Raw genomic sequence first — 12241 nt, forward strand, 5'->3', positions numbered from 1 at the left:
CGGTCCTCATCGCACCGGCACGGAAGCGGCCCAGTCGCTGAGGTGCCCAGCCTCGGCGGTATCGGCACTGGTCGGGGTGGAGGACAGCACCTCGGCCCCGCCGGTGAGCTCGGCGGCCAACTCCGCGTTGTAGGCCTTGACGGCGGCGGCGATCTGCTGGGCGTCCTTGCGGTCGGGCCACTTGGTCATGCGCATCAGGATGGGCCGGCCGTTGCGGTTCAGCAGCAGCCCCCAGCCGAAGGGCAGGCGGCGTAGTTCGGAGACGGTGAGCACCTCGGTGTCGTGCAGCTGCTCCGAGGTCGAGGACGAGTCCTTGCCGTGGGATGTCGAGGTCCGGGTGATCTGGCGTTGACCGGCCAGCCGGGAGAACAGCTCCAGGTCGGTCACGTTGGAGGCCCCGCCGAGCTGGATCTTCACGGTGGCGGCGTCGAACAGGGCGGTGGCCGGTTGTTCGCCCCACTCGTTTCGGGCCTGGGCCAGGGACTGGAACACGGCGAACGCGCTGATGCCCACACCGCCGCCGTCTGCCATGATCTGAGTCAGTCCGGGCCAGGCCCCGGCGATGTTCGCGATCTCGTCCAGCACCAGCGTCAATGGCGGGTCGAGCCGGTTGCCAGGGGACTTGGCCGCCATCTCGCGAGCTCGTTCGGTGATGGAGTCCATCATCGCGATCAAGAACGGGCCGGCGGAGGACCCGCCGGTCTTGGTGCCCACGATGTACAGCGTCCCGTTCTCGGACAGGAACTTATCGATGTCCAGGGTCTCCTCGACCCTCGTGGGTTTGAGGACCTCGCGGACCTCGGGCACGGAAAGGCCCTTGACCGCGCCCTCCACGCCGAACCACTTGTTCTGCAGCAGCTTGGGTTCGCCGTCGATGATGCCCTGGAGCACCAGGTTCCAGTTCGAGGCGGCGCCGGAGTGTTCGGCCAGGATCTTGACCGCCTCCTTGGCCTCGGCCGGGTTGTTGCCCCACCGCATCAGGTCATCCACGGTCCGGTTGCCCAGCGCGGCGGCGTGGAGCAGGCATTCCATGATGGTCACCGCCGGGGCCTGCCATTCCGCGTTCGTCGAGGACGACCCCAGCCCAGACGAGCTGATCAGGGAGGTGGCCCGCTGGTTGGCGACCCGGGGGACCTCGCACCCGGTGATCGGGGACCACTTCAGGGTGGTGGGCTGCCCGGTGAGTCCTTGGGGGTCGAACAGGGCCACCGGCCCCTTGGCCGCGCGGAGGCTGGCGGTGGCGGCGAGGTTGTCGGCCCGCGAGCTGGTGGTGATCACCGGGCCCGGGGCGTCCAAGATGGCCCCGATGAGCAGGTGCAGGCCCTTACCCGAGCGGGGCGGGCCGATCAGCACCACGGATTCCTCCAGGCAGCTCCACACCGCCGAGCCCTCGGCCGAGCCCAACAGCAGGGCCGCGTCGGCCGGCTTGGGGTGCTTCACACTCGGCCGCACCTTCTTGGCCTTCTTCCGGGCCGCGCCCGCGCCGACCGCCCGGCGGATCTCCGGGCCGCGGGCCATGCCCTCACGCCACCGGATGGACCGGATGAAGGCCTTGTCGGACTGTCGGTACCGCATCCACGCATACGCCCCGGCCCCGACCAACACCACCAGCAGCAGCCCCAGGCCGATGTACGCGGCGATGAGGGTTCCGGTGGGCGCGGAGCACCCGGCGGCCGAACCGAAGGCGGTCCCGTCGCCGGTGACCACGAACCCCAGCGGGGCCACGATGGACTCCGGCCATGCCAACGTTCCGCACACGGCCCGGTTGGTGAGCGCCCCGACGAGCACGTAAGCCCCGTACACGCAGATCACCCCGAGGATCGCCAACGGCAGGGCGTTGGTGTCCGCCCCGGTGGTGGACTGGCGGTTCTGCGCGTTCCAGCTCATGCCCGAGCCTGCCTCTCAGCGGTGGTGGTGACGAGGCGTTCATCGGTGTTGAACAGCGCCAACTCGACGCGGGTCAGATCGTTCTTCACTTCGAAGCTGGATCCACCCAGCCGCCACAGGCCAACCCCCTTGCCCAGGTGTTTGAGCAGAGACCGTTCCCGGTCAGAGAGGTCGAGCTCGTCGGTAGTGAGTTTCAGCGTGGAGCGGTCTTGGCGGTAGATAACCTTCACGTCGGCGTCGGCCAGCAGGGACTTGGCCATCGCGGCCATCCTCGATCCGACGTCACCGGCCATCTGTAGGTCGGATACCTTGTGCAGGATCAGCACATTGAAGATGCCATAGGCCCTAGCCAGTTTCCACGATTCGACCATGCGCTGTAGATCTGCCTCGGAGGAGATGTTGTCCCATCCCTCTTCGTAGATCACCAGGCGCTGCCCGCCGTCACTGGTGGTGACCATGGCCTCGGTCCACGCTCCCGAGCAGGCGTTGACCACCCGGACCGCCTCGGGGCTGGCCCCCTGCAGGGCGGAGGTGTCGATCGAGGTCGCCGGGGCATCGGCGTCAAAGTACGCGGTGGTTTCCCCGTCGAACATCCCGGCCAGGTCCCCGGTCGTCATCCGGTGCAGGGTCATCGCCATCACCGAAGAGGCGTCGGCCACCAACTGATCCGGGTGGTCCTTGGCGGCCTCCAGGGCGTCGATGACATCGGGGATCACCACCACCGTGCTCTTGGCCTGTGCCGCCTGAACTCCAGTGTCCATGGCCAGAGAGAGCACGTGGTGCTCGGCCGGGGACAACTCCCGGTTAGTGAGGATCCGCACCAGGGTGACCAGGATGGCCATGCGCCGGGTGCGGACCATCAGCGCCCACCCCTCATCAGTCAGCGGCTCACCCTGGGCATTCAGTGAGGGCCGGGTACCCGGATCCAAGGGATTAAGCCGGGTTCCCATGCTCGGTCCGACCTGGATCACCGACCCGCCCAGGGCGCGGACCACTCGGGTCCACTCACCTTTCTTGTCCGAGGCGACCGAGAGCTTGCGGCCGGCCTGGACCAGGCGCACTGCGAAAGACTTGGCCAGTGAGGACTTTCCGGTGCCGATCTGGCCGAACAGGATCATGCTCATCCCGGAAATGACCCCGCGCTCATACAACCGCCAAGGGTCGAAGCAGAACGCGCCGCCGCCGTTGAGATCCCGGCCGATGTACAGCCCGTCGGCGCCCAGCGAGGTCCCGGCCACATACGGGTACGCGGTGGCCCCGGTGTGGGCGGTGGTCGGCACCCCACGCGTGTGCAGGATCCCGGTTCCGTGCAGGGACTTCGGCCGGCGTTGACCGCCGCGACCCCACGTGGGCCGTGGGAAGTCCCCGGTGGTCTCGGTGGTCTGGTCCTGGATGGCCTTGAGGTCCTTGATCACCTGTCGGGTGGAGGTGGCCGAGGCCCGCTTGTCCGCCCGGTTGGCCTCGTAGACGTCGAAGACCTCGATCTTCTGGCGCTTGCTCGTTGTCTTAGTCATCACAGATCCACCATTCCGAAGGGCAGCGCCGCGGCCAGCAGCGCCGAGTCCTGCTCCAGATACGCCACACGCAACTCACAGTTGGCGTTGACCGCCCGGGCCAGTACGTCCGAGCAGTTGGCCTCCAGCTCCATCTCGTCGGCGCCGGTAACGGTGATCAGCACCGCCAGGTCCAGTCGGGCGTGACCGTCGACCAGTTCGGTCTCCTCCCGGTCGATGTCCTCCAGTTCCCGATCATGCTCCAGGGTGTGAGGCCTATCCAGCTTGTCCAACAGCCGGGTCGTGGTCCGCCAGTCGGCCTTGCGCCGCTGGATATGGTTCAACGCCCCCCGGGCATCGCGGGGCACCCACACCACCGAGACGGTGTGCCGGAAGTCCCCGGCGAAAATCAACGGCTCCAAGAACCCGAGGCGGGCCTGGGACTGGGGGAACTCCGAGACCTTATAGGTGCGGTGCAGGTACCCGTCGGTGCGCACATGGTCGGTGAAGACCTCCATCGCCATCGGCCCGGCCGAACCGGGGGCGACCCCGACCCAGTCCCCGGAACGCTCCGAGATGACCACCGACGCCCGCGGATCGAACGCCGAACGGACCAGGGCGGCCAAAGACCGGGGGGAGTGCCAGGCCTGCACGGTGGTCCCGGAGGCCGGCAGAGTGCCCTCAATGGTCGTCATCACCGACAGGGCCAGGTTCATGAACCCGGACAGGCCGCCGCCGAGGGACTTGATGCGCTTGGCGACCTTGTCCCGGGAGAGGACCACCGTCATCCACGTCTCGTGCACCGGCATGTCCTGGGCCTCGGCCATCAGCTCCACGAAGGCCGCGTGCAGGAACGGGTTGACCGCCTCCCCGCTGGGTCGGCCCTCGCCGGTGGCCTCGGCGCCCTTGGCATTGTAGAACTCCATCACCTTGGACCCGGAGATCAGCGTGGTCTGGTCCGCGTGCTGGACGCGGGCCACCCCGGGCATCCGAGCGATCGCTGAGATGGCTTCGCGCCAGTTCGCGGTGCGGTCCTCCTGGGCGTCGAAGGACTCCAGGGCGAAGGCCTTGGAGGTGTTGATCTTCGCGCACACGATGCCCTCACCCCGGCGCGGGTCGTAGACGAACCCCGCCCCACCAGGCAGGGTGTACACGCGCAGTTCGTTGGCCTCCCCGGGCAACCGGAACCGGGAACCGGACCCGGGCTTGATCCGCCCGGCCTCATCCCGGGCAGTGCTGGTTTCCCCGGGAGAGAGCACCGGGGAGGACGGTTCGGTGGGGGTCTCGCCATCGTCGGTGTCCTCGCGGCGGACGAAGGTCAGCTGGTCCCGGGCCCCACGGACCAGGTAGCGCAGCCACAACCCGGCCCAACCGATCAAAGGCCGGCCCATCACCTTGGGCACCACGACCCCGGCGGCCACCGCACCGAGGACCAGGGCGGTGAAGAGCCCGCGGGGGAAGCCGCCGGTGAACACCAGCAGCAGCATCAACCCCAAGGCCACCCCGAGGGTGATGACCTGGGACCAGCTCAGCCCCAGCAGCACCCCGGTGGTGCGTTCCCGGGCGAAGCGTGCCCCGTCCCACGGGGAGTCCAATTGCTGTTCGAGTGTCTGTTGGGCCATGGCTACGTTGTCCTTCTCTCGCAGATTTGCGGTCTCTGGTGGGGGTGGGTCGCTAGCGGCCGAGTCGGGCGGCCGTGCGGGCTGGGCGGGTGATCTGTCCGGCCTTGCGCGCCCCGCCGCGGACCACGTTCGTGGACTGGCGCATCATGGTGTTGCCGCTGGACACCGCGGAGCGTTCCATGGAGTCGGAGGCCCCGCCGGTCAGGAACGAGACCATGGTGAGCATCAGCAGGGGCATGGCTGCGCCCATCACGATCAGCACGATTCCGGCGGCCAGCTGGACCCAGTCGGTGCCGATCGAGGCGGCGACCATGCCGATCTTCACCACCAGTGCTGCCGCCGGTTTGGCCAGGATCAACGCGAAGACCACCGACAGCCACCGGGAGAACACCGCCTTGGCCGGTTCCAGGCTCAGGGAGAACACGGCAGCGGGCATCATCGCGGTCAACACCACGATCGCCACCAGACGGAAGATCATCATCAGCATCAACAGCAGGCAGACCCCGACGATGATCAGCCCGACCAAGAACGGGACGATGGCCATGCCCGGATTCTCGGTGTTCGTGGCCATCTGCCACTGGGCGTAGTTCTCATCCATCAGTACCTGCCCGTTGGCCGCATCGTAGGTCAGGCCGAACAGGTGCAGGATGGATCCCAGTGCGGCTTCCTCCCCGCCGGCCTCCCCGGCCTGCAGGATCCACAGGCTCATCCGGTCCACCGCACCCAGGACCACGAACATCAGCCCGGCGACCACATACACCGCCGGCACGGAAGCCACCGCGACCGTCAGTGCCCGCAGTACCCCGGCCGTGGAGGACCGGAACACCGACCAGATCACCTGCACGGCCACGAAGATCAACAGGAAGGGGATCATGGCCAGCACCATCACGTTGAGCATCCCGGGGTGCTCGATCGTGGTGGCCGCCTGACCGTCCACGTTCACCACGACCGTGCCCCCGACGATGGTCATCCACCACTCACCGGTCATGGACCCGGCCGAGAACGAGTCCCGGATGAAGGCCCAGGCCGCCGTGGCGAACCCCAGGATGCCATCGCGCAGGAACGCCTGCATCGGTTCCATCAGGTTCATGGCTGCTCCTTCCCTCGGTGTCGGTCAGTCAGGCTCAGGCGAACACCGGGATGCCGGTGGCCCAGGCGATCAGACCGCCGAGGGAGCCGATGATGATGGATGCGACGACGCCCCACAGCAGGATGCTCAGGCCTCCCTCCTGGGCGCGGCCGCCGCCGGGGCCGATCTTGCCGAACAGCCACACGGCGAGCCCTACGCCTATCGCGATGACGAACAACACCAGTGCCGTGCCCAGCACCATCCCGCCGATGTTCTGCAATTCCGGCATCCACGGGGCGTCCAGGTTCGGCTTCACGCCGGGGTCGTAGCCGCTGGCCATCACGGACAGAGACGTCAGTGCATTCATGGTTCGTTTCCTTTTCCTCGGGCCCCGTCACAGGGCATCACTCCTATGCCCCTTGCAGGCACAGGAACCTTATGGCGACTACGTAGCGCACCCGTCGCCGGCAGTGACCGTCCGGACGTCTGTGGCGGCCACCCCGCCGAAACCAATCCCGTTGCTCTCGATTCCGATCTCCACCTCAGTGCAATCGGCTGCGGTCTGGTTCTCGCTGGAACAATCCGGACCGGGCGGGTACCACTTCAGGGACCGCATCTGCGGTTGCTGCCCCTCGTCGGTGATCCGGTAGTCAATCGGTTGACCGATGACCTTTGAAGCCAGCGCGTACCGCTGCTCATTGGACGGCGGCTCGGTTTCGTTGAGGAAGTTCCGGACTGCCTGGGAGGTACACGTCGTCTTGGGCGCCTTGCGCTCGACGACGACCTGGCCGGGACGAGCGGCCGCGGGCAACAACGAGGAAGTCCCCATCGAGGACCCCCACTGCACCGCCCCGCCGATCGAGCCCAGCACCACCGCACCGAGCACGCCCGCGCTCACCATTTGCAGTCCCTTTCGGGAGCTGTCCGACGAACCGGCGGCCTTGCCGCCCACCCAACGGACCAACCCAATCGCGATTCCGATGGCCAGCAGGATGATGGCCGCGCCCAAGAACGTGGCGGCCACTGCGTTCAGTCCGTCCGGCCCGTCCAGGCCCCAGGGATCAATTCCGTCGAGCATGGTGTCCTCCGAATGTGAGTTCTCGAGGACAGTTCGAGCCGCTCCGCGAAGGTATGTGTCAGATGTCAATGGACGGCACGCTTCGCGGTCCGTCCTGATGCTCGGTCAGGCTAAGTGCCCGACCCAGCTCATCTCACGAGCTGTATTGCGTGATGAAGCACCGTCGGGGCGGACTTCGACGTAGTGCGCCAATTCGCTCCTTACCGAAACTCAGCAGCGTTATCGAGAGCAGGGAGAACGTCGAGAAGTGCACCGTGGTGCCAAACATGCGATGACAAATCTTGTGTTCCGGAACGTCGCGCAGACTGGGACGTCTATGTCATCCTGCTGTGCGCTCTCACCGAGGCTCGGACTGGAGGTCAGCGGTGAATCCCTGAGTAGGCATCTACTCCACGAGGCTTGGCCGAGCTGCGCCAGGGCGACACGAGCAACGTCCACTGGGAAGGTGGCTGGCAGAAGCCAGGTCTCTACACCTTCACCAACTGGGGAGATGACGAAGCGGTCTAAGTCCGCATGATCCTGACGGTGGACGACGAGGTAGTCCGCGTCACGAAGGAAAGTGTTCCCGGCGGCGACACTGTTGATGTCGAATGCCCAGTCGCTCTCGAGACCTTTCGGCGGGAAGAAGCCGCGCGTCGGGCCCTGAACGCGACAACGTGCGGGTCCGGAACTTAGGATTCTCATACTTCCCCACCCAATACTTCGCGAGCAATCACTTCATCGGAGAACGGATCGACTGGGTACCCCAGAACGGAAAGTCGGGAACCCCTGACGAGAGACACCCGTTCAGCGAACTCGACTGCCCCAAACGGTGGAATCGGAGTCATGACGCCCTGCTCACGCCCCTTGTTGCGTGTTGTCATGGGGGTTTTCGCCCCTCGTCGCCTACGCTGTTTGACAAAAGTTGTTCGCCTCCAGCCTTGGCACCGATTGGCTCTGTATAGTCTGCCGGCTGGCGCACGCTCCCATTCGTCCCGAGAGTGAAGCCATGCACGAGTACCGACAGTTCGTTCAGCGCATGCCGGAAGAGGAGGGCTGGAGGCAGTCCAACGTCGGGAGGAACGGCAGCCCAAGCCGACGAGTCATGAGCGCCACCCTCCGAGACAACCGCCCATCTCTGAACCAGAGGTCGGACCAGGAGACCATCCAGGGCCTAGCCAAAACGTTCGGAGCCGATGGCGAGAAAATGCTGGCCAGTGTCGCCGCGGCGATGAGACTCCCCACCACGGTGAACGTCGTTGACCTCGAAGCAGTCTCCAACGAGGAACTGTTCGACGAGATCAGCCGACGGATCGAGAGCCCCCAGGCCCAGCACAACCCCAAAGACCCCAGCACCTCTCGCCAACAGGCCAACGGCGAGTACATCACCGTGGACGACGTCCGTGAGCACGTCGCTAGCCTGGCTACTGATCAGGAGCCAGGGGATGTCCCAGCTCCTAGTGAAGGACAGAAGGCCGACGGTGTGAACATCTTCCAACCAGCCGCGACGGTGACCTTCGAACCGGGCACACCACCAGCCGAGCATGACGTCGCCCTCATTATCGCCGTCTTCGAGGAAGTCGCCGAGAAGCACACGCTGATGGGCACCCTCTCCCATCCCAAGGCCGCCCCGCTGGCCCTGGCGAGATCGACTACGGCACCCGGGACTCTAGCCCCTGATGGGTCATGGGAACCGGCAACGAACGAGCACCGGCAGTCATGGACAAGATCGGCGAGCGCAGCAAGTGCAACAAGTTCAAGAGGCGCGGCTGGGGCTTCGGGAAAGTACCCACCCCTCGCAGACGCGGAGGTCGATCCGATCTGGCGGGCTCTTAAAGTAATGATGGGTCAGGAATCAGCAACCGGTGATGAGTCGTGAGCTGGGCTCCTCCCTGGTCCGACATTGGTGGCGACCATCGTGCATTAGCACCCGGGTGCTACAGGATCGAATGGGACGACTTCAAATCGTGCTTCGCCGCCAGCGACCAACCGGAACGCAGCAGCCAGCTCCAGGACCTCGCCGACTACCTCGAACTCCTAAAGGGCCACGGCTTGGTCATCCCCCATGTTCTCGTGGACGGGTCCTTCACCACCACGAAGCGCGTGCCCGCAGACATCGACGTCTCTCCCGTTATGGATTATGAGGCCTCCCGCCCGGATGCCGAGATCGCCAAGCACGCCCACGCGAACTTCATCCATCCTAAGGATCGGTACAAGACCACGCCCGTGCCCGGGCTGGGTCGCACCGTATCCTTAGACATCTATGGCTTCGTGATCGTCAGCCCTGGACACACGCACTTCGACCACTGTCAGACAAACGAGATGTACTGGCGAGAATGGTGGCAGAGGAGCCGCACCAGCGGCATGGCGACCAAGGGATACCTGGAGGTGAAGCTCCCGTGAACAGCTACGAGCAGAACGGCATCGGAGACTTCGTTCGCGACCTCCGCCACAGCTACGACCAACTACCCGAGACCGACGACTGGCTCACCGAGAGCCTCCGCGGCTCCATGTCCTCACTGCTCGACCACGCCACCGACGAATGGCTAGTGGAACGCAAGGGCCTGCGCGTGCACTTTGAGCACGGCGCTATCAAAGGCCACACCGGGCCCGCCAGCGCCATCCTCAAAGGTCTGACCGCACTCAACGACGCAGTCGTCCACCTGGTCAACTCCTCGCTAGAGAAGCCCTACAAGGACATCACAGATCCCATTCGCGAGCGCTTCGGCATGCTGTTGATCCCGGCCAGTGCCGGCTCCGTCGTGGTCGAACTCGTGTGCCAGCCGTCCGGAGATATCGACCAGCGCCCGCATCGACAAGGCAAGGTCATCGAGGGGCAGTCCGTCCATCCGATCGTCGATGAGGTGCAGTCACCGGCCGAGACTGCCGTCGACCGGATCCTTGACGTGGTCAGCAAGGCCGTGAACATTCCGATCGAGCATCAGCGGGAGCTCGAGGAGGCCTTGCTGGCGCTCCCCCGCAACTCGGTGTCTGCGATCAACCGATTCGTCAGCCAGTGCGACGAGCTCCAGGCCACCGTCGAGGTCTCCGACCGCACGCCGCAAACGCCGCCAGTGACAGTTCTCCCCACCGATGCACGCCACCTGAAGCACGTCATCAAGTACCTGGGTCTGGACGAGCAGGAAGCCGACTTCGACGGCGAGTGGCTGACCTACTCCGACGTCCGAACGAACTTCGACCTTCGTCTCAAGGACGGCACCTTGATCTCCGGACGGGTACCCAAGAATCTGCTCGATGATTCATACGCGGCGCTAAAGAAATACGTCCGTGTGACCCTGGACGCCCGGCAGAAGGGCGGCGAGGACGGGCCCACCAGATACACACTTAAATCCATCAGCGTGCTGGCCAACGCCATCCCCGAGGACTTCTACGAGAAGGACGAGGCCACGGACGACGAAACTAGTCCTGAGTCGGACCGGTAAAACTCCCGCAGGCCAGTAGCAAGATCAATGAGGCGCCTCGCAAAGACTCGGGCGAATAGATAAAGGAGCAGCATGCCGTACCGCACGATGACTTACCGCGAGGTACTGGGGAATGTCAGCCACCAGCCCAAGCCGCTGCTCAACCTCTCAGATGTGAAGGGGGTGGACTTACTTCACGAGTTCGAATCCTGGGCACGATCGCTTCCGGATGACCACTTCAAGGACAGCACCAAGAAGACCTACGGAACAAAGCCGACGGTCATCCGCCGAAACCGGCTGGTGCTGGTGGAGATGCGCACCGGGCACTACGGCATGGCAGGCGAGAAAGTCATCGATGTCTCCAACCACGCAGGCCAATACGAAACCCGCGACGACGACGCGAGCACTGTCCGGACTCGCTGCGCCTTCCTCCTCCCTCCGGGTCACGACCGCGGGTTGTTCTTCACAGAGCGCCAGCGCCACGACAATTGCGGCGAGAGAGTCATCGACTCATTCAAAGCGCATGCCCGCACCCTGGTCGCGGGAAAGAGCAAGAAGGGCGCCGATGCCAACCTCGTGCTCGAGACTCCCACCGTCGCCGAGTCCGAAGCCTGGTTGGCTGCTGCCAACCTGGAGGACATCCACATCGTGCGATACGACCATCAACAGGACGTGGCCGCGGAATCACCACTACGTGGCATTCCAGTCACTTATGCCAGCAGCATTGCCCCCGTCAAAGGCAACCGATATCTCCCGAAGCGCCTCTGGACCCTATTCCGCGAGGAACCCGACTCAGCCCTCGCCTATCTCGGCATCGACGATGCCACCGACGAAGACATCGACGAAGTCCGACTGAAGGTCGGCGATGGCGAGAAGAGCCGAGAGTTCATCGTCGGCAAGACCAAGACACCCTCGATCCGCGTCGTGCTCACGCCACCCGGGGAACCGCCGCTTAACGAGACCGCCTTGGTCGATACGATCGACGAAACCGCGCGTTCCTATTACCAGCGATGGCAATTACAGTATGACTACGCGTGGACCCGCTGAACCGATTCAAGGATCACACCAGGGAAGGTGTTCGTGGAACTCCGAAGTGACGTTCGCCCCATTCTCAAGGCCCACTTCGCGACCCTGAGGAACACCAACGGCCGCATGCCCTTCCCGGAGCTGCTGGCAAACTTCATCGCCCCGGTCCTGCTGGGCGCAGGTTTCGGCGTCTGGCAGGTCTTCGCTGACACAGACTTCCCTTTCGGCAACCTCCTCGCAGGGCTGGCCATCCTCTTCGGCTTCTTCCTCGCATTGACGACATTCGTCTTCGGCCTACGGCGCCAGGTCTCAACACGACGCCCCCTCACCGACCTCCGAGCCCCCGCACTCATCGATGAGCTCTTCATCAACTGCGAGTACGCGGTCATCGTCTCCGGCGCATCGACCATGCTGGCACTTCTCTTTGACATCATCGGCTGGGGTCTCCTCGGAAGCGTCCTCGTCACACTGCTAGCTCACATCTTCGTGCTGGTCATGATGTGCCTGAAGCGGCTCAACCGCGCCTACGACATCCACAAGGAAGACCTTCGCGCCGAGGCCCGCGCCGCCCGCGACAGCCGGCAGAGAGGCCAGGCCGCCTAGCCCAAGGCGTGGGTATGGCGTAGGTCCTGCGGGCCGGGCCGGATCTGCCCCCGTACCTCGAC

11 protein-coding genes are annotated in these 12241 nt (G+C 65.0%); 5 read left to right on the top strand and 6 right to left on the bottom strand.

Features of this window, described 5'->3' with window-relative positions; all coding sequences use genetic code 11:
* Window positions 1-6 precede the first annotated feature (6 nt).
* From ACFFIO_RS07965 to ACFFIO_RS07990, 6 genes are all read right to left on the bottom strand, one after another.
* A complete protein-coding gene (locus ACFFIO_RS07965) occupies window positions 7-1887 on the bottom strand; it encodes a type IV secretory system conjugative DNA transfer family protein (protein WP_378041050.1) in 1881 nt (626 codons plus the stop codon).
* Window positions 1884-3401, bottom strand: coding sequence for a putative type IV secretion/conjugal transfer ATPase (locus ACFFIO_RS07970; RefSeq protein ID WP_378041051.1), 1518 nt, complete (start codon window positions 3399-3401; stop codon window positions 1884-1886). Before ACFFIO_RS07970 ends, ACFFIO_RS07965 begins: the two co-directional genes overlap by 4 nt.
* Entirely contained in the window at window positions 3401-5002 is a 1602-nt protein-coding gene (locus tag ACFFIO_RS07975; RefSeq protein WP_378041052.1) for an SCO6880 family protein, read from the bottom strand. The genes ACFFIO_RS07970 and ACFFIO_RS07975 overlap by 1 nt, the downstream gene beginning before the upstream one ends.
* Window positions 5003-5054: 52 nt before the next feature.
* Entirely contained in the window at window positions 5055-6092 is a 1038-nt protein-coding gene (locus tag ACFFIO_RS07980; protein ID WP_378041053.1) for a hypothetical protein, read from the bottom strand.
* A gap of 34 nt (window positions 6093-6126) precedes the next feature.
* On the bottom strand, window positions 6127-6438 hold the full coding sequence (locus ACFFIO_RS07985; protein WP_378041054.1) for a hypothetical protein: 312 nt from the start codon (window positions 6436-6438) through the stop codon (window positions 6127-6129).
* Window positions 6439-6516: 78 nt separating this feature from the next.
* Window positions 6517-7149 carry a hypothetical protein gene (locus ACFFIO_RS07990; RefSeq protein ID WP_378041055.1) on the bottom strand — a complete coding sequence of 211 codons (633 nt, stop codon included), beginning with the start codon at window positions 7147-7149 and terminating at the stop codon, window positions 6517-6519.
* 988 nt (window positions 7150-8137) lie between these two features.
* Here ACFFIO_RS07990 and ACFFIO_RS07995 point away from each other — a divergent pair.
* The 5 genes from ACFFIO_RS07995 (at window position 8138) to ACFFIO_RS08015 (ending at window position 12179) form a co-directional block, all read left to right on the top strand.
* Entirely contained in the window at window positions 8138-9007 is an 870-nt protein-coding gene (locus tag ACFFIO_RS07995; RefSeq protein WP_378041056.1) for a hypothetical protein, read from the top strand.
* Window positions 9004-9531, top strand: coding sequence for a DUF6932 family protein (locus ACFFIO_RS08000; protein ID WP_378041057.1), 528 nt, complete (start codon window positions 9004-9006; stop codon window positions 9529-9531). The genes ACFFIO_RS07995 and ACFFIO_RS08000 overlap by 4 nt, the downstream gene beginning before the upstream one ends.
* Window positions 9528-10571 carry a hypothetical protein gene (locus ACFFIO_RS08005; RefSeq protein ID WP_378041058.1) on the top strand — a complete coding sequence of 348 codons (1044 nt, stop codon included), beginning with the start codon at window positions 9528-9530 and terminating at the stop codon, window positions 10569-10571. Before ACFFIO_RS08000 ends, ACFFIO_RS08005 begins: the two co-directional genes overlap by 4 nt.
* Before the next feature lie 72 nt (window positions 10572-10643).
* Complete coding sequence (locus tag ACFFIO_RS08010; RefSeq protein ID WP_378041059.1) at window positions 10644-11597, top strand: hypothetical protein; 954 nt, start codon at window positions 10644-10646, stop codon at window positions 11595-11597.
* A 33-nt stretch (window positions 11598-11630) separates the two neighbouring features.
* Entirely contained in the window at window positions 11631-12179 is a 549-nt protein-coding gene (locus tag ACFFIO_RS08015; protein ID WP_378041060.1) for a hypothetical protein, read from the top strand.
* Window positions 12180-12241: the final 62 nt, after the last annotated feature.

This window comes from Citricoccus parietis, from assembly GCF_042433045.1.
GTDB lineage: Bacteria > Actinomycetota > Actinomycetes > Actinomycetales > Micrococcaceae > Citricoccus > Citricoccus parietis.

Bases quoted from the DNA above. Each gene is read 5' to 3' on its own strand.
- ACFFIO_RS07965 (WP_378041050.1), bottom strand. From the start codon at position 1,887: ATGAGCTGGAACGCGCAGAACCGCCAGTCCACCACCGGGGCGGACACC.
- ACFFIO_RS07970 (WP_378041051.1), bottom strand. From the start codon at position 3,401: ATGACTAAGACAACGAGCAAGCGCCAGAAGATCGAGGTCTTCGACGTC.
- ACFFIO_RS07975 (WP_378041052.1), bottom strand. From the start codon at position 5,002: ATGGCCCAACAGACACTCGAACAGCAATTGGACTCCCCGTGGGACGGG.
- ACFFIO_RS07980 (WP_378041053.1), bottom strand. From the start codon at position 6,092: ATGAACCTGATGGAACCGATGCAGGCGTTCCTGCGCGATGGCATCCTG.
- ACFFIO_RS07985 (WP_378041054.1), bottom strand. From the start codon at position 6,438: ATGAATGCACTGACGTCTCTGTCCGTGATGGCCAGCGGCTACGACCCC.
- ACFFIO_RS07990 (WP_378041055.1), bottom strand. From the start codon at position 7,149: ATGCTCGACGGAATTGATCCCTGGGGCCTGGACGGGCCGGACGGACTG.
- ACFFIO_RS07995 (WP_378041056.1), top strand. From the start codon at position 8,138: ATGCACGAGTACCGACAGTTCGTTCAGCGCATGCCGGAAGAGGAGGGC.
- ACFFIO_RS08010 (WP_378041059.1), top strand. From the start codon at position 10,644: ATGCCGTACCGCACGATGACTTACCGCGAGGTACTGGGGAATGTCAGC.